Source organism: Paenarthrobacter sp. CM16 (assembly GCF_013179505.1).
Lineage (GTDB): Bacteria > Actinomycetota > Actinomycetes > Actinomycetales > Micrococcaceae > Arthrobacter.
Genome location: NZ_JABMCX010000099.1, coordinates 1 through 16,007 on the forward strand (window position 1 = coordinate 1; position 16,007 = coordinate 16,007).

16 protein-coding genes are annotated in these 16,007 nt (G+C 62.1%); 12 read left to right on the forward strand and 4 right to left on the reverse strand.

From position 1 onward, the window contains the following. Positions 1 to 1,220, forward strand: a 1,220-nt coding sequence (locus HP499_RS10670) for an FAD-binding protein (RefSeq protein ID WP_172324051.1), incomplete at its 5' end; no start/stop codon positions are given. After that, on the forward strand, positions 1,217 to 1,522 hold the full coding sequence (locus HP499_RS10675; RefSeq protein WP_172324052.1) for a Dabb family protein: 306 nt from the start codon (positions 1,217 to 1,219) through the stop codon (positions 1,520 to 1,522). The genes HP499_RS10670 and HP499_RS10675, both read left to right, overlap by 4 nt. Here the strand turns inward: HP499_RS10675 and HP499_RS10680 are convergent, their stop codons facing one another. Genes HP499_RS10680 through kynA form a run of 3 tightly spaced genes read right to left on the reverse strand, consistent with a single transcriptional unit; the run spans position 1,523 to position 4,568 of the window. Further along, entirely contained in the window at positions 1,523 to 2,404 is an 882-nt protein-coding gene (locus tag HP499_RS10680; RefSeq protein ID WP_172324053.1) for a PaaX family transcriptional regulator C-terminal domain-containing protein, read from the reverse strand. Between the two features lie 7 nt (positions 2,405 to 2,411). After that, positions 2,412 to 3,650: a kynureninase gene (kynU, locus tag HP499_RS10685; protein ID WP_172324054.1), complete on the reverse strand. Its 1,239-nt coding sequence runs from the start codon at positions 3,648 to 3,650 to the stop codon at positions 2,412 to 2,414. 48 nt (positions 3,651 to 3,698) lie between these two features. Then, positions 3,699 to 4,568, reverse strand: coding sequence for a tryptophan 2,3-dioxygenase (gene kynA, locus HP499_RS10690; protein WP_172324055.1), 870 nt, complete (start codon positions 4,566 to 4,568; stop codon positions 3,699 to 3,701). 118 nt (positions 4,569 to 4,686) lie between these two features. On the opposite strand from kynA, the gene HP499_RS10695 reads away from it, so the two are divergent. The 6 genes from HP499_RS10695 (at position 4,687) to HP499_RS10720 (ending at position 9,369) form a co-directional block, all read left to right on the forward strand. After that, the gene (locus HP499_RS10695) at positions 4,687 to 5,205 is read left to right on the forward strand and encodes an HAD domain-containing protein (protein ID WP_172324056.1); all 519 of its coding nucleotides are present in this window, start codon (positions 4,687 to 4,689) and stop codon (positions 5,203 to 5,205) included. Positions 5,206 to 5,386: 181 nt separating this feature from the next. After that, positions 5,387 to 6,592 (forward strand): inorganic phosphate transporter, encoded by a 1,206-nt coding sequence (locus HP499_RS10700; protein WP_172324057.1) that lies wholly within the window; start codon positions 5,387 to 5,389, stop codon positions 6,590 to 6,592. Continuing rightward, a complete protein-coding gene (locus HP499_RS10705) occupies positions 6,589 to 6,810 on the forward strand; it encodes a hypothetical protein (protein ID WP_172324058.1) in 222 nt (73 codons plus the stop codon). Before HP499_RS10700 ends, HP499_RS10705 begins: the two co-directional genes overlap by 4 nt. Positions 6,811 to 6,906: 96 nt before the next feature. After that, positions 6,907 to 7,926: a hypothetical protein gene (locus tag HP499_RS10710; RefSeq protein WP_172324059.1), complete on the forward strand. Its 1,020-nt coding sequence runs from the start codon at positions 6,907 to 6,909 to the stop codon at positions 7,924 to 7,926. Continuing rightward, a complete protein-coding gene (locus HP499_RS10715; RefSeq protein WP_309138373.1) occupies positions 7,923 to 8,810 on the forward strand; it encodes a hypothetical protein in 888 nt (295 codons plus the stop codon). The genes HP499_RS10710 and HP499_RS10715 overlap by 4 nt, the downstream gene beginning before the upstream one ends. A 13-nt stretch (positions 8,811 to 8,823) precedes the next feature. Beyond that, positions 8,824 to 9,369, forward strand: coding sequence for a dihydrofolate reductase family protein (locus HP499_RS10720; protein WP_172324060.1), 546 nt, complete (start codon positions 8,824 to 8,826; stop codon positions 9,367 to 9,369). Positions 9,370 to 9,379: 10 nt separating this feature from the next. Here HP499_RS10720 and HP499_RS10725 read toward each other — a convergent pair whose 3' ends face one another. Beyond that, entirely contained in the window at positions 9,380 to 9,844 is a 465-nt protein-coding gene (locus HP499_RS10725; protein ID WP_172324061.1) for a hotdog fold thioesterase, read from the reverse strand. Positions 9,845 to 10,004: 160 nt separating this feature from the next. Between HP499_RS10725 and polA the strand changes: the two genes are divergently transcribed. From polA to HP499_RS10745, 4 genes are all read left to right on the forward strand, one after another. Next, positions 10,005 to 12,647: a DNA polymerase I gene (gene polA, locus HP499_RS10730; protein ID WP_253951521.1), complete on the forward strand. Its 2,643-nt coding sequence runs from the start codon at positions 10,005 to 10,007 to the stop codon at positions 12,645 to 12,647. A gap of 83 nt (positions 12,648 to 12,730) precedes the next feature. Further along, complete coding sequence (locus HP499_RS10735) at positions 12,731 to 14,044, forward strand: GNAT family N-acetyltransferase (RefSeq protein WP_172324063.1); 1,314 nt, start codon at positions 12,731 to 12,733, stop codon at positions 14,042 to 14,044. A 49-nt stretch (positions 14,045 to 14,093) separates the two neighbouring features. After that, a complete protein-coding gene (locus HP499_RS10740) occupies positions 14,094 to 15,035 on the forward strand; it encodes a polysaccharide deacetylase family protein (RefSeq protein ID WP_172324064.1) in 942 nt (313 codons plus the stop codon). A gap of 183 nt (positions 15,036 to 15,218) precedes the next feature. Then, a partial coding sequence (locus HP499_RS10745; protein ID WP_172324065.1) for a S1 RNA-binding domain-containing protein occupies positions 15,219 to 16,007 on the forward strand: 789 nt, incomplete at its 3' end.

Here is a 16,007-nt window from a genome sequence, read left to right on the forward strand (position 1 = left end):
CCCATGTCCGCTCGGATGGCCGGGCTCCCTTCACCATGCAGGAATACGAGGCCTGGGGTGCTTTCACCAAGTTTCCCTGGGAACAATTGAACCAACGGCAGGAAGAGGGACTCGTTGCCAAGGGCCAGGCATTGGTGTCCATGTTGTTGGCCAGCCTCGTCAGGGATAACGCTGCGCTGGTGGTTGGCGCCCGTGGGCACCGGCTGCTGAACGACGACGGCAAGGTAGTGGGCGTCCAGCTTGAGTCAGGTGAGAGCTTCCATGCCAACGACGGCGTGGTCCTCGCCACGGGCGGATTCGAATGGGATAAGGCCCTTGCGGACTCATTGCTGGCTTCACGGCTCCACATCATGTGCTCGCCGCCATCGAATACCGGCGACGGCCTGAAAATGGCCCAGCGGGTAGGCGCCCAGACCAGGGGAACCCGGGAAGCCTGGTGGGCTCCCATGTCCGTTACGGGAGACACCCGGGATGGCGCACCGGTTGGGACCCTGCTGCGCTTTGAGAGGCAGGGCCCGGGATCCCTCATGGTCAATCGACATGGCAGGCGCTTCGCCAATGAGTCCCAGAACTACAACGACCTCGCCCGGTGCCTCCAATCATGGGATTCACCCAACAACCAGACGTTGAACACCCCTGCATACGTGGTGTTCGATCACAGTTACCTGGAGCGCTACGGCGTTCTGGCGCATCGGGCAGGCCAACCGACACCGGCCTACCTCGTAGAAGCGCCCACTTTGGCGGAACTTGCCGCGAAGATTGGCGTCCCTGCAGAGAACCTGGCGGCCACCGTTGAACGCTTCAACCATTACGCAGTGACAGGCGAGGATCCTGACTTCGGCCGCGGTGAAAGCGCCTACGACAAGTACTGGGGTGATGAAGACTGCCCATGGCCCAACCCCTCCCTGGGTCCGTTGCAGAACGGCCCGTTCTACGCGATGGAAGTAGTCAATGGCGCTTTCGGGAGCAACGGGGGCGTCACCACGGACGGCCTTGCACGGGTCCTGGACGTGGACGGTGAGCCGATCCCGGGCCTGTTCGCAGCAGGAAACACCGCGGAAAACGCCTATGCGGCAGGCTACCCGGGGGCAGGGGCCACATTGGGCCCCATCATGACCATGGGTTATCTGGCTGGACGCACCATCGCGGGTGAACCGGCTGACTACCTGCCGGCGGGGTTGGCGGGGTTGGCGGGCGCAGCAGCGGGAGTGGGAGCATGATCCGCCATACGGTGCTCTTCAAATTCAAGGCGGACTTTCCCGAGGCGGACCTGGCAGCCTGGAGGGACGGTCTTGACCGGATGGAGGGCAATATTCCCGGCCTCCTCAAACTCACCCACGGGGCAGATGTGCTCCGGCAGGACCGGCCCTTCGACTACGCCATTGTGGCTGATTTCAACGCCGAGGAAGACCTCGAGGTCTATGCCACGCATCCGCTGCATGAGCCGCTCAAGAAGTACTCCCTTCCCAACAGCGAGCAGATCATCGCCGTGGATTTTCTGTTGCAGCCCACGGATGACTAGTCAGGAAGCCCTCACACCGTCAGTTTCCTTCAGGGTTTGGCGAACAAATTCCGCACTGGGCCCTGCGTAGGCGGTAACAATCCTGTTGAAAAGCGCCGTACCTTCGGCCCCGGGCCAGTCCACAGGCAAGAAGTCTGCCGGCAACCCGGGGTCGAGATACGGGATGATCCGCCATCTGTCGATGCACTGCACGTAAGCGGCAAAGGATGCAGCTGAAGCCTCCACCACCTGACCGGGAGTTTCAGAAAGATCAGTTGGACTGGCACCTGCCGAACCGTGCTCGCGGATAAAGTCCCTGTGCAGCGATGCCACTGCATCCAGGTCCCACCATTTGGCGGCAGCCTCCCGGAGGCTGCCGCCCACTAAGGGTGTTTCCGTGATGAAGATCGTCGCCATGTCCCGGAGCATCAGATCCGCCAGGATTTCCTCTACTTCTTCACGCAAGGAATCGGGGCAGATCCATAAGCCCGCTGCCACGGTCCCACAGCCGATCCAGTGGAGCCGGCGCCGCAACTGATGCCGCTTTTCGCGTTCCGTTTCCGGAATGGAGAAGGAGATGAGGCACCATGGATCCGTCGGTGACATGCTGCGCGGGTTGTAAATCCGGCGGTCGCCGCGCGCCAGCATGGTGGCGGCCCCGTCCGTGAGCGTAAACCCGTGAATGCCGGCGCGTGCTTCCTGGAGTACCACGTCCTTTTTACGCAACCTGCCCAAGGCGGTCCGGGTTACTGTCCCGGAGGTGCCCAGGGCTTCCATGAGCGCCACGATGTCCTTGGCGGACATCCATCCGCCGGCGTCGCGCAGATAAAGGCCAATCACGGTTCGCAGCAATGACGTTGTACTCCCCGGGCGGGAGTCCATGTCGTCAAGGACGGCACTCATGTGTGGCTCACCGCAGTTCGGAGAGGGCGTCGCGGATTGCTGCTACTCCCAGTTCAACTTCTGCAAAGCTTGTGCTCAACGGCGACAAACCGATGCGCAGGCCGTGCGGAGGACGGAAGTCCGGGATGACACCCTTTTCCCACAGGCGTGCGGTGACGTCTGCAAACAGCGGGTGGTCCACGGTGATGTGGGATCCGCGCTCGGCAACGTTGCGGGGGCTCACGATTTCCGCGCCAAGGGGCACCAGGAGCTCCTCTGAGAGTGCGATTGCATAATCGGTGAGCTTGATGGACTTTTCGCGGACCGCGTCCATGCCTACGGAAGCGATCAGTTCCAGCATGTCCTTCATGGGCTGCATGGCCAATACCGGAGGCGTCCCCGTGATGAACCGGCGCATCCCTTGTGCCGGACGGTAGGTGTCCGTCATGCCAAACGGATTGTCAGCTCCCATCCAACCCCAGATCGGTTGCTGTAAACGCTGGTGCTGCGAAGCGTTGACGTAGGCAAATGCCGGCGAGCCGGGGCCACCGTTGAGGTACTTGTAAGTGCAGCCCACTGCGATGTCCACACCCCACTTGTCCAGTTCCATGGGAACGGAACCTACGGAGTGGCAAAGGTCCCAGAGCATCAGTGCACCTGCATCATGGACCTTGGCGGTGATGCCCTCGGCGTCAGCCAGGAAGCCGGAACGGTAGGCAACGTGGCTGAGGACCACTACGGCGGTCCGTTCGCCCAGCAACCCGTCCAGATCCTCCGCGCGCACACCGCTGGCGGGGTTCGCGGCGATCCATTTGATGCTCGCTCCACGTTCCGCGGCTATGCCTTCAATGATGAACCGATCGGTGGGGAAGTTATCCCGATCAATAATGATCTCGTCCCGCCCCTCTTGGGCGTCCACTGCTGCGCGGATCATTTTGTAGAGCATCACGGACGTGGAGTCGCCCACGGTGGTCTGTCCAGCGGCCGCACCCAGGGTTACTTCACCGATGCGGTCTCCCACGGCCGTTGGCTCGTCCATCCACTGCTCGTCCCAACCACGGATGAGGCGGCTGCCCCAGGCGTCGTGAACGAAGGACTCAAGGTTCCCTGCGGTGACTTTAAGCGGGCGTCCCAGTGAGTTGCCATCCAGATATGAGGTGAGTTGGGCGGCGTCGGGCGCGTAGAAGGCGTCACGCTGGGGGGCGAGGGGATCAGCGGCGTCCAGCTCGGCCGACGTTGGCCGCTGGGTTTGCTGTGCTGTGGTCATGGTTCCTCCTGCGGAAAGATAATGGCCCGGCGGTCGCCGGATGGTTGCTTAGTTGCCGATTTCGGTGCGGACGGCGTAGAGCTCGGGGAAGAAGGTCAGGTCCAAGGCGCGCTTGAGGAAGTCAACGCCGGACGATCCTCCAGTACCCACCTTGAACCCGATGGTCCGTTGAACCGTCCTCAGGTGGCGGAAGCGCCAGGCCTGGAAGTTGTCCTCGATGTCCACCAGGTCCTCGCAGGCCTCGTACAGGCCCCACTGGGTGTCGTCCGACTCGTAGATCTTCTGGAACACAGGGACCAGGTCTTTGCGGAAGGTCCACGGCTCGCTGGTATCCCTTTCGAGGATGTCGGCGGGTATCTCATACCCGGCACGGGAGAGGACCGCGAGGAAGGCGTCGTAGAGTGTGGGCTCATCCAAGAGCCTGCTGAGCAGGGCGTGGGCCTCGGGTTCGCTTTCGAAAACACGCAGCATCCCACGATTCTTGTTGCCCAGCAGGAACTCAACGCCGCGGTATTGATAGGACTGGAAGCCCGAAGAGCTTCCCAGGAATCCACGGAACTGGGCATATTCGCGCGGCGTGAGGGTTCCCAGGACTGACCATTGCTCGGTCATGGTGCGCTGAATGGCCTTGACGCGGGCGATGCATTTGAGGGCTTTGCCCAGGTTGTCCGCATCAAGGAGCCTGCGCGCCTCTAAAAGTTCGTGCAGGACCAGTTTCAGCCAGAGTTCGCTGGTTTGGTGCTGGATGATGAACAGCAGTTCATCGTGGTGTTCCGGCTCGCTGAGGGGGTGCTGGGCGCTGAGCAGGTTGTCGAGGTCCAAATATCCGCCATAGGACATGGCATGCCGGAAATCGGTGCGGACGGTGTCCTCGATGTCCCGGACGCTGCGGGCGGAATGGACTGTGGGCTTTTCCATGCTTTGAGATTATCACTTCCATGACGAACGTCAAGGTATTGATTCTTGGCTCCCCGGGGGATCGGCGTCCCGTAGGCTGAACCCAACCGCGAGGTAAGCGGGACAAGGGGGAGTGGACATGGACAGTGCAGGAAGCGCTGCCGCACCGGTATCCATTTACCTGGACGTCGACGGCGTGGTGAACCCCTTTAGTCCGGTTGGAACCACCGACTGGGGCGGGGAATGGACCATAGCCGACGCCGGCATCCTGGAGGTCGCCTTCGCGCCGGAACTCGTGGCCGGACTGAACAAGCTCGCTGACCATCCGGCTGCGCGTTTCGTTTGGCTCACCACGTGGGAGCGCCTTGCACCCGAGTTCCTGTGCCCGGCCATCGGCCTGAAGGGGGAGGAGTGGCCCGTGCTGTCCAGCCAAGGCTGGGACCAAGGGCCGGAGTGGTGGAAACTCGTCGCCCTCCAAAAGGACCTGGCCGCCACGGGAAGCCAGCGGGTCGTGTGGCTCGATGACCAGCTCAGCCGGGAATCCGAGGCCCTGTCGTGGGCCGAATACCAGCAGGACCATGTGCTTTGCATCTCACCCGATCCCCGCAAGGGGCTGTCCCCGAGCCACCTCGCAGCGGTACGGGAGTACCTGGGTTGAAGCGGAGCCTGTGCACGTTTGTCCGCTCACGGGATGCCACGTAGGATTCTTAAGGTTTCAAGCCCGCCAGAGTGAATCCCGCAAGCCAAGTCAGTTGAACAGTTGCTGAACTATGCTGTGGATGGCAGGTATGGGGAAGTGAAACTGCTGAACGTCGTCGACTCTGCAGATTGGGCAACAGGTGGATATCACCTTCATGGTCGCGCTGGTAATAGCGTTGGCCCTATTTTTTGACTTCACCAACGGATTTCACGACACCGCCAATGCGATGGCTACGCCCATCGCTACGGGGGCGATCAAGCCCAAAACGGCCGTTGCCCTGGCCGCTGTACTGAACCTCGTCGGCGCCTTCCTCTCAACCGAAGTGGCCAAGACCATTTCCGGGGGACTGATCCGGGAAGGTTCGGAGGGCATCCACATCACCCCGGACATCATTTTTGCCGGCCTGATGGGCGCTGTCCTGTGGAACATGATCACCTGGCTCAAAGGCCTGCCGTCGAGTTCCTCGCACGCCTTGTTCGGCGGCCTCATTGGTGCAGCGGTGGTGGGCATTGGCCTGCACTCCATCAACTTTGAGACCGTGCTGCAGAAAGTGATCCTGCCGGCCATCTTCGCACCACTGATCGCGGGCCTGGTGGCTTACATCTGCACCCGCCTTGCCTACGCATTGACTTCACGCCACGATCCCGAAACCGGTGACAAGCTGACGCAGAAACGCGGTGGCTTCCGCACCGGGCAGATCTTTACCTCCAGCCTTGTAGCGCTGGCGCACGGCACCAATGACGCACAAAAGACCATGGGCATCATCACCCTGGTTCTCATTGCGGCCGGCACCCAGGAGCCCGGCAGCGGCCCGCAGTTCTGGGTGATCGCGGCATGCGCCTTTGCCATCGCCATCGGAACCTACGCAGGTGGCTGGCGCATCATCCGCACCATGGGATCGGGCTTGACCGAGGTCAAGCCCGCCCAGGGTTTCTCCGCTGAAACCAGCACCGCTTCAGCCATCCTCGCCTCGTCCCACCTTGGCTTTGCCCTTTCCACCACCCAGGTGGCATCGGGCTCGGTCATCGGCTCGGGCCTCGGACGCAAGGGCACCTCCGTGCGCTGGGGTACGGCAGGCAAGATCGCGCTGGGGTGGCTCTTTACCCTTCCCGCATCGGCCATCGTCGGTGCGCTGACTGCCCTGCTGGTGAGCATCGGCGTCGTGGGTGTCGTTATTGCCGCCGTCGTGGGAACTGCCGCTGTTCTTTCAATGTTCATCGTCTCCCGACGCTCGCACGTCGGCCACCACAACGCCGTCGAGGTTGAAGAAGCAGGCCACGCCGTGCGCTTCCGTAAGAAGAAAAAGAATCAAAAGACCACCAAGAGCGAGGATGTGCAGCGATGAAATGGCTGGAATTGCTGCAAGTAGGCGGCGTAACCCTCGTGGCAGCTGTAACGCTGGTGGTTCTCTACTCCTTGGGCGTGCGGCTCACTGCGATCGCAGGTGACGCACAGCAAAAGTCTCCTGGCCTGGTGCGCTCCCTGGCTTATGTTTGTTTTGGTGTCTGCGGCATCGCTGTCTTGTTTGGCATCTACCTGATCGTTCCCTACTTCGGAAATTAGCGGCATCTCTGGCCGTCAGGGGCATTCGGGAGAATAATCAGCAATGTAGTTATACACATAGCTGCGTGGTTGTGATCCGGCAGATGCGGGGCTGTCATGAAATGCCCATCCCGAAGCCATCTCATCCGACTGGCCCTGGTTCCGGTCCTGATGCTGGGGCTCTCCGCCTGCCTTCCACCTGTTGCCGGGGGCGGTTCGCCGACTCCAGGTTCCAGCTCCTCCACACCCGGCAGCCCCGCCCGGCCCACAGCCGGCACCCTGGCTCCCACGGCCACCCAACCGGCAGGACCGGCCGGTCCCGGGGCGCCTGGGACAGATGCTCCGGTGGTTCGCTGGGTCCCCATCGGCCCGATCGGCCCCAACGATCCCACCTCCGGCCAGCGGTACCTCTTGCTCCAACAATTCCAATGTGACGCCCTCGTTGAGAGCGTCGCGGGCGCTGACGACGCAGCCGTCTGGCTGGCTGGTGCAGCGGTGTGCAAGGCGCTGCAAACCGGGAGCCAGCAGGACTGGCAGCGGGCTTCAATTGCAGTTGCAGCCACGCCGCGGATTCCGCAAACCCAATGCCTCGAATTCCGGGTGGCCGCCACCTCGGCATCGCTGCTCGCACAACACCGCAGCAATCCCGGCGCGGCCTTTACGGTGGAACCGGGGCAGGGTGAAGCATGTCCGCGGCAGTTGGTTGGACTGACGGTGGTGGACGAAGATCTTAGGCCGGTCCACGGTCTTGCGCGTGCCTCCGGCCCCAGTACCGGTGGCACGATTGTGCGCCTGGACGGCTACTACGTCCGGGTAGGGGATGTCCTTTTCGACGGCGTACCCGTGGACGCTGAGTTTGTCGGCGCCAGGGACGACTACAAGCCGGTTTATCTGAGGATGCCTTCCTCAGGGGGCCGGGACTCGATTCGAATCTCCATTACGGACACCGTGGATATTGCCGGGACGGTGACCTTCTTCTACGACGACTCCGGTCCTGCAAGCGGTTCCCCGCAGCCTCCTGGGACCTCAAGTCCCGGCCCTGCCCCTTCTGCCACGCCACCCTCAACGGCACCATCCCCAACGGCACCTCCTGTTTCATCGCCGTCCGGCGAGGCCACCCCGACGGCCACGCCGTGAACGAGACACCGGATACCGAAGAACGCATCAACAACACCCGGTGGCAGCGAACCCTCGAAGTACTCTCGGTTATCGGCCCGCCCTTGACCGTGGCCACGGCCCTGTTGGTCTATTTCGGCTGGGCTCGCACGGATGCGCAGGCCAAAGCCATGGGGTTGGACGTCAGCCTGTTCGGCTACACCGTCCAGGACTTCATCCTCAGGAGCATCCAATCGCTCTTCCAGCCGCTGGCGTGGCTGGTGGTGATCGGCCTGCTGTGGCTGATGCTGGACCGTGCGGTTTCCCGGCTCCTCGAGGCCGGTCGGTACAGGAAAGCAGTCCACTTGACTGCCACTGTTGTGATGTTGCTCGGCTTTGCCTATGCAGCGGTGATGTGGTTGGCCATCTCGGCACGTCCGGGCCAGATCGTGCTGTACGCACCCTTCCTGATCGCGGGCGGACTCGTGGTGGGGGCTTGGGGCCTTAGTGTGCGGCGGAGGTCGGCTGAGCGCGGGCAGACTGCCCCTCGATTCACCCCAAGGGCCCTTGAGCGGTCCCTGGTGTTCGTTCTGGTCACGCTGTTGCTTTTCTGGGGGACATCGGACTACGCGCAGGCATTGGGGCGCGGTGCCGCCATCGATTACCAGGAGCGGTCCGGCCTTTTGCCCACGGCGGTGGTCTACAGCAAAGAGCGCCTCGCGGTCGGTGCTCCCAACGTCCGTGAGGAGTCGGCCGGCTCTGAGGCTGCGCCGCTGTACCGCTACACCGGACTGCGGTTGCTGGTGGTCAGCGGCGGGCGCATCTTCCTGCTCAACGAGGGATGGTCCCTTGACCGTGGCCGGGTAGTGGTGCTTCAGGATGATGGCAGTGTCCGCGTGGAGTATGGGAACCCCTCGTCCGACTGACTAGTCTGGGCTCATGTCGATCTTCCAGTACTACGTAGCTTGCACCATCGACGGCTTCATAGCCTCCCCGGACGACGACCTCGGGTGGCTCCTGCAGTTTGACAAGGTCGAAGGCCTCAATGAGGGCATTGAGTCCTTCATGGCGGGTGTAGGTTGCATCGCCATGGGCGGAGACACCTATCGCTGGCTCATGGAACATGAACCCACCGCATGGCCCTATCCGGAAACCCCGTGCTGGGTTTTTACGCATCATGAATATTCGGCACCGGCCGGAGCCGACATCACTTTCGTCCGTGGAGATGTCCGCGAGTTCGCCCCTGACCTCCTCAAGGATGCCGGTGAAAAGAACGTGTGGCTGGTAGGCGGAGGTGACCTGGTGGCGCAGTTCGCCGACGCCGGACTGCTCGATGAAATGATTGTCACCATCGTGCCGGTAGTGCTGGGCGCGGGAAAGCGGCTGTTGCCGCTCAAGGGTCCGACGGCGCCGCTTGAGTTGGTCTCGCACAAAGTCATTGGCGGGGCCGCGGCCGAACTGCATTACCGGCTGCCCAAGGGCTGAGATCAGGGATTCAGTGGCGATTGTCCCGGATCATATTCGTGATCCTGGCCGTTGACAGCCTTCGTCCCTTGTCATCGGTGATGACGATTTCGTGGGTTGCCAGCGTGCCGCCCAAGTGAATGGCCGTGCACGTGCCTGTGACCGTGCCGGTGGCGACGGAACGGTGATGGGTTGCACCGACTTCAATCCCTACGGCATGCCGGCCCCGGCCCGCATGGAGCGACGCCGCGAATGAGCCCAGGGTTTCCGCGAGCACAACGTGGGCTCCACCGTGGAGGATGCCGGCTACTTGCGTGTTTCCTTCCACCGGCATGGTGGCCACCATTCGTTCTGCACCCATCTCCGTAAACCGGATGCCGAGTTTGACCACCAGCGCACCTACCCCGTGTGCAGAGAGCCAATCGTGGAATTCTTCGGGCACCCCCGCTTCGTTGAGCTCATCGGTAAAGGGGTTCGGCGTGAAATTGTCCATCATGCCAACTAGGCTGGCACCTGTGAGTGAAACAACCAAACCGGACCAGGTTCCAACGGCCCAAGCTGCTGCCATCGCGACAGCACCCACCCCCTCTGCCACATCATCCGCCAGCACCCCGGGGGAGGGACGGCCCAGGTTGCTGGTCCTGGACGGGCACTCCATGGCGTTCCGGGCTTTCTACGCCCTTCCCGCGGAGAACTTCTCCACCGCCCGGGGACAATACACCAATGCGGTCCATGGGTTCACCTCCATGTTGATCAACCTGATCAAGGACCAGAAGCCCACCCACGTCGCCGTAGCTTTTGACGTCTCCGACGACACCACGTTCCGTAAGGCTGAGTACAGCGAGTACAAGGGCGGGCGCAACGCGACACCTGCTGAGTTCGCAGGCCAGATCAGCCTCATCGCCAAAGTCATGGAAGCCTGGGGCATCAAGACCATCGCCATGCCCGGATACGAGGCTGACGACGTCCTTGCCACTCTGGCTGCCCAAGGCGACGCCGCTGGTTTCGAAGTCCTCCTCGTCTCCGGTGACAGGGATGCCTTCCAATTGATCAACGACAACGTCTTTGTGCTCTACCCCAAGCAGGGCGTCAGCAACATCCCCAGGATGGACGCTGCAGCCATCGAAGAGAAGTACTTCGTCAAGCCCGGCTTGTACTCCGACCTCGCCGCCCTTGTTGGCGAAACCGCTGACAACCTTCCCGGCGTCCCGGGCGTCGGCCCCAAGACGGCTGCCAAGTGGATCAACCTCTACGGCGGCCTCGAGGGAATCCTGGAGAACCTTGATTCCATCGGCGGCAAGGTTGGTGGAGCACTCAAGGAAAACCTGGAGAACGTCAAACGCAACCGCAGGCTCAACCAACTGCTGACAGACCTCGAGCTGCCCCTGACTCTGGAAGACCTCCACGAGCCGCGTCCGGACCGCCAGGCAATCGAGGAACTCTTCGAAGAGCTTGAGTTCCGGACGTTGCGCACGCGGTTGTTTGATCTCTACGGCGATGACACCGCCGGGGAGGCTCCGGAAACCATTGAAGCCCCGGAGTTTGCCACGCTCACTGATGCTTCCGGCCTGACGGACTTCTTCTCCGCAGGATCGGGCATGCGCTCAGCCCTTGCCGTGCACCTGGTTCCCGGCAGGATCGGCGACGACGCGAACGCACTGGCCGTGGTCAGGAACAACGGCGCCGCCTTTATTGACCTCACGGCTTTGGATGCGGCAGCGGAAGCGGTCCTGGCCTCGTGGCTGCGGGACCCCGAAGAAGCCAAAGTCCTCCATGAGTTCAAGTCGGCGCTCAAGGCCCTGCACCACCGCGGGCTCAGCTTGGAAGGCGTGGTGGATGACACCTCCATCTCGGGCTACTTGATCCAGCCGGACCGCCGCAGCTATGACCTGGCCGAGCTGGCCCAAGTGCATTTGAAGATCTCCCTCACCACGGCCGTTGCCGCGTCCGGCCAGCTGGAACTTGACCTGTCCGGTGATACGGACCAAGCTGCAGCAGCAGCGCTGGTCCAGCAGTCCGCCGTCGTGCATGCCCTGAGCAAGCACTTCGAAACTGAGCTCGCCGCCATCAAGGCCGACGCTTTGTTGACCACTCTTGAACTGCCCGTAGCCAGGGTGCTCGCGCAGATGGAACTGACCGGTATCTTCGTTTCCACGGATCGCATGGACGAACAACTGGCCGACCTCACCAAGGTGATCGAAAATGCCCAGGAGCAGGCCTTTGCGGCGATCGGTCATGAGGTCAACCTGGGTTCACCCAAGCAGTTGCAGACCGTCCTGTTCGAAGAACTGGGGCTGCCAAAGACCAAGAAGATCAAGTCCGGCTACACCACCGATGCCGCATCCCTGAAGGGCCTGCTGGAGAAGACCGGCCACGAATTCCTGGTCCAGCTCATGGCGCACCGTGAGTCCTCCAAGCTGGCCCAGATGGTGGAAACGCTCAAGAAGTCGGTGGCCGACGACGCCCGCATCCACACCACCTACGCGCAGAACATAGCGGCCACGGGTCGAATTTCTTCCAACAACCCCAACCTTCAGAACATCCCGGTACGAAGCGAAGAAGGCCGCCGGGTTCGAGGAATCTTTGTGGTCAGCGAGGGCTACGAGTGCCTGTTGTCGGCCGACTACTCACAGATTGAAATGCGCATCATGGCGCACCTTTCCGGCGACGAAGCCCTGATCCAGGCGTATCGCGACGGCGAGGACCTGCACCGTTTCGTAGGTTCCCGGATCTTCAACGTGGAGCCGTCCGAAGTCACCAGCGCCATGCGCTCCAAAGTAAAGGCGATGTCCTACGGACTCGCGTATGGCCTGACGTCCTTCGGTCTGTCCAAGCAGTTGGAAATTTCCGTGGACGAGGCACGTACGCTCATGAAGGACTACTTCGATCGCTTCGGCGGCGTACGCGATTACCTGCGCGGCGTCGTGGACCAAGCAAGGCTGGACGGCTACACGGCAACGATCGAAGGGCGGCGCCGCTACCTTCCTGACCTGACCAGCACCAATCGGCAGGCTCGCGAAGCAGCAGAACGCATCGCCCTCAACTCGCCCATCCAGGGCTCTGCAGCTGACCTCATCAAGAGGGCCATGCTGGGTGTCTCGGCCGAGCTTGCCAGCCAGGGCTTGAAGTCCCGGATGCTGCTGCAAGTCCACGATGAACTTGTCCTGGAAGTCGCTCCGGGGGAGCGGGAAGCCGTGGAGAAGCTGGTCATCGACCAAATGGGATCAGCCGCCGAGTTGTCTGTTCCATTGGATGTCCAGATTGGCGTCGGGTCCAGCTGGTACGAGGCCGGACACTAGTCCACCCCTGATTTCACGCAACGCCGCAGGGCGCGCCGCCGAGATGGTGGCGCGCCCTGCGGCGTCTGGCTAGGCTCGGAAACGTGGCTGAACCCAACGAACCGACCTCCCAAAAGTATTCCGTCCAACGTTTCCCCGCTGTCGCCGACAAGAACGACTCGGCCGGCTATAACCGATGTGCCAACTGGGTGCAGGCTGTTTCCCACGGATTCCACCAGCAACGGCGGGATGACGAGTACCTCGCAAAGACCCTCGCCGCCTATCAGGCTGACGGCCGTGAGCTGACAGGCGTCTACACCAACGGCCCCGTTCCGGAGCATTCCCTTGGAGCCGATGTTCCTGTGGCAACCTACGCCACCATGCGCAAGGCTTTGAACATCGGTTTTGGCAGGCAACTCGAATCCAATCTCGTTACTGCTGTGACAGTCCGCGGGACACACCGCCGTCAGGGCATTCTTCGTGGCATGATCACGGCCGATCTGGAGAGCGCCAAGGACGACGGCCTGGCCATGGCCGCGCTGACGGCTTCTGAAGGGTCCATCTATGGTCGGTTCGGATTCGGTGTTGCCACTTTTGAACGCAGCATCAAGGTGGACACCGGCCCACGCTTCAGGATGAAGGGGCAGCCCGAAGGAACGGTGGAAGTGGCCGATCCCTCCGTGCTTATGGACTTGGCTCCACAGGTGTTCGAGCGTGTCCAGCGGCTTTCGCCCGGCTCAGCGGACCGGCAAGAGTACTACCGCCTGCTGGCCGCGGGATCCATTGGCCAAGACGGCAAGCCTGACACCAGCGTCCGTTGCGCCCTTCATTACGACCTCTCCGGAGCGCTGGACGGTTACGTTTCCTACCGTTTCAAAGGGTGGGACCACAAGCCCTACACCATGGAAATCGTGGACCTCGTTGCCGCCACCAATGCCGCTTACCTCGATCTGTGGCGCTTCCTGGGCAGCATTGACCTCATTGAGGACGTCACGTGGGCGGAGGCTCCCGTGGACGATCCCTTGGCATGGGCCCTCGAGGATCCGAGGTGCATCGAAGCATCAGAGATCCGCGACATGCTGTGGCTCCGCATCCTGGATGTTCAAGCTGCCCTGCAGGCCCGGCACTACGCTTCTGCAGGGCGGCTGGTGCTCGAGGTGCGGGACCCCCTGACCCTGGCGGCCGGCACCTGGGTTCTGGAATCCGACGGCGGGACCGCCGTCGTGTCCGAAGCCGCAGGTCAATCTGCGGACCTGAGCATGGACGTTTCCGACCTCGCGTCAATATATCTCGGTGCCGTGTCGCCGGTAACGCTGACCGCAGCCGGCCGCATCCAGGAGAAGTCTGCGGGTGCCGCGTTCCTGGCCGGACAACTGTTCGCAGTGGAGCGCCCCGCGCATTGCCTGACGCACTTCTAGGCTGCGCACTTTCATCACGACATCCAGCCTCACCTAATTAAGGACATCCATGGGGGATTCCAAGCGGCGGCCTTTGGCCGGCCGTCGATCACTGCTGCTTGGAATTGCGGGACTCGCGTCCGCTGCGTTGGCGGCATGCGCACCTGTCGAAGGACCATCTGGAGGGGCAGCCCCATCAGTTCCGCCGCCGACAGGCCCGGCCACCCCACCGCCGTCGATTGCTGCCATATCAAGTGAGCAGGCCGCTGCTGCCCTCGAGCCGACGGCTACGGCCACAGCGTCCGCGGTGCCGGATAAACAGCAGATCCTGGCCGAATTCGCCGGCAGGCGGCCCAAGGAATGGGGGCTGCACATCACCGGAGTGGTGAACAATTCGCCGTCGAAGCACGTGGCACTGACATTCGATGCGTGCGGGGGTCCTGGGGGCACTGCCTGCGACCACGCCCTACTGACGACACTCCGCCGGCTCCATGTCCCGGCGACACTGTTCATCAACAGCCGCTGGGTCCACGCCAACCCGTCGCTCGCCGCCGAACTGGCCGCCGAGCCACTATTCGAACTGGCCAACCATGGCACCCTGCACCAGCCCCTCTCCGTCAACGGGAGATCGGCCTACGGGATCCCCGGAACAGCCAACGCAGCTGCTGCCTATGACGAGCTGATGGGAAACCAGGAGCTGATGCAGCAACTCACCGGCATCGCTCCCGGGTTCTTCCGGCCGGGAACAGCCTTCTACGACGACGTCGCTGTGGACATGACGCGAAGGCTGGGGATGCTGCCGGTCAACTTCACTATTAATGGAGACGGGGGAGCCACCTATCCGCCTGGCACCGTCGCGGGTGAAGTGGGCAGGGCGGCTGCCGGTGACATCGTCATCTCGCACTTCAACAGGCCTGCCGCAGGCACGGCCGAAGGTTATGCGCGCACGTTGCCGGGGATGCTTGAGCGGGGCATCACCTTCGCCCGCCTACGGGACGTACTGACCCTGTGACACTCCTTTTGACCCTGCTTTGCCATTGCGACTAGAATAAACGGGCGTGTACTACGTGCATGCATCCATTTGTACTAATCCACAAATCAGGATGACCCGGTATTTTGCCGTGTTCTGCCGTCCGGACCCGGGCGGCAGCGGTTTGCCTGACCGACTCACTATCCACAACGGAGCCCCTACTACATGACCATCACCTCCACCGAGAAGCCCGGTACCCCCGTAGTCGCTATTAACGACATCGGTACCGCTGAGGACTTCCTCGCAGCTGTCGACGCCACCATCAAGTACTTCAACGACGGAGACCTCGTCGAAGGTACCGTCGTCAAGGTCGACCGCGACGAAGTTCTGCTCGACATCGGTTACAAGACCGAAGGTGTCATCCCTTCCCGCGAGCTTTCCATCAAGCACGATGTTGATCCCGGTGACGTCGTCGCCGTTGGCGATCAGGTCGAAGCTTTGGTTCTCACCAAGGAAGACAAAGAAGGCCGTCTGATCCTCTCCAAGAAGCGTGCTCAGTACGAGCGCGCCTGGGGCGACATCGAGAAGGTCAAGGAAGAAGACGGTGTCGTTACCGGTACCGTCATCGAGGTTGTCAAGGGTGGCCTCATCCTGGACATCGGCCTGCGCGGCTTCCTGCCCGCATCGCTCGTGGAGATGCGTCGTGTCCGCGACCTCGCTCCGTACATCGGTCAGCAGATCGAAGCCAAGATCATCGAGCTGGACAAGAACCGCAACAACGTTGTGCTTTCCCGCCGTGCATGGCTCGAGCAGACCCAGTCCGAGGTTCGCTCCACGTTCCTCAACAAGCTGGAAAAGGGCCAGGTTCGTCCGGGCGTTGTTTCCTCCATCGTCAACTTCGGTGCCTTCGTGGACCTGGGCGGCGTAGACGGCCTGGTTCACGTTTCCGAGCTGTCCTGGAAGCACATCGACCACCCGTCCGAGGTTGTCGAGGTTGGCCAGGAAGTCACCGTC

What these genes read in the sequence shown, in the direction of transcription:
- HP499_RS10675 (WP_172324052.1), top strand. Translation starts at nt 1,217, where the DNA reads ATGATCCGCCATACGGTGCTCTTCAAATTCAAGGCGGACTTTCCCGAG.
- HP499_RS10680 (WP_172324053.1), bottom strand. Translation starts at nt 2,404, where the DNA reads ATGAGTGCCGTCCTTGACGACATGGACTCCCGCCCGGGGAGTACAACG.
- kynU (WP_172324054.1), bottom strand. Translation starts at nt 3,650, where the DNA reads ATGACCACAGCACAGCAAACCCAGCGGCCAACGTCGGCCGAGCTGGAC.
- kynA (WP_172324055.1), bottom strand. Translation starts at nt 4,568, where the DNA reads ATGGAAAAGCCCACAGTCCATTCCGCCCGCAGCGTCCGGGACATCGAG.
- HP499_RS10695 (WP_172324056.1), top strand. Translation starts at nt 4,687, where the DNA reads ATGGACAGTGCAGGAAGCGCTGCCGCACCGGTATCCATTTACCTGGAC.
- HP499_RS10705 (WP_172324058.1), top strand. Translation starts at nt 6,589, where the DNA reads ATGAAATGGCTGGAATTGCTGCAAGTAGGCGGCGTAACCCTCGTGGCA.
- HP499_RS10710 (WP_172324059.1), top strand. Translation starts at nt 6,907, where the DNA reads ATGAAATGCCCATCCCGAAGCCATCTCATCCGACTGGCCCTGGTTCCG.
- HP499_RS10720 (WP_172324060.1), top strand. Translation starts at nt 8,824, where the DNA reads ATGTCGATCTTCCAGTACTACGTAGCTTGCACCATCGACGGCTTCATA.
- HP499_RS10725 (WP_172324061.1), bottom strand. Translation starts at nt 9,844, where the DNA reads ATGATGGACAATTTCACGCCGAACCCCTTTACCGATGAGCTCAACGAA.
- polA (WP_253951521.1), top strand. Translation starts at nt 10,005, where the DNA reads ATGGCGTTCCGGGCTTTCTACGCCCTTCCCGCGGAGAACTTCTCCACC.
- HP499_RS10740 (WP_172324064.1), top strand. Translation starts at nt 14,094, where the DNA reads ATGGGGGATTCCAAGCGGCGGCCTTTGGCCGGCCGTCGATCACTGCTG.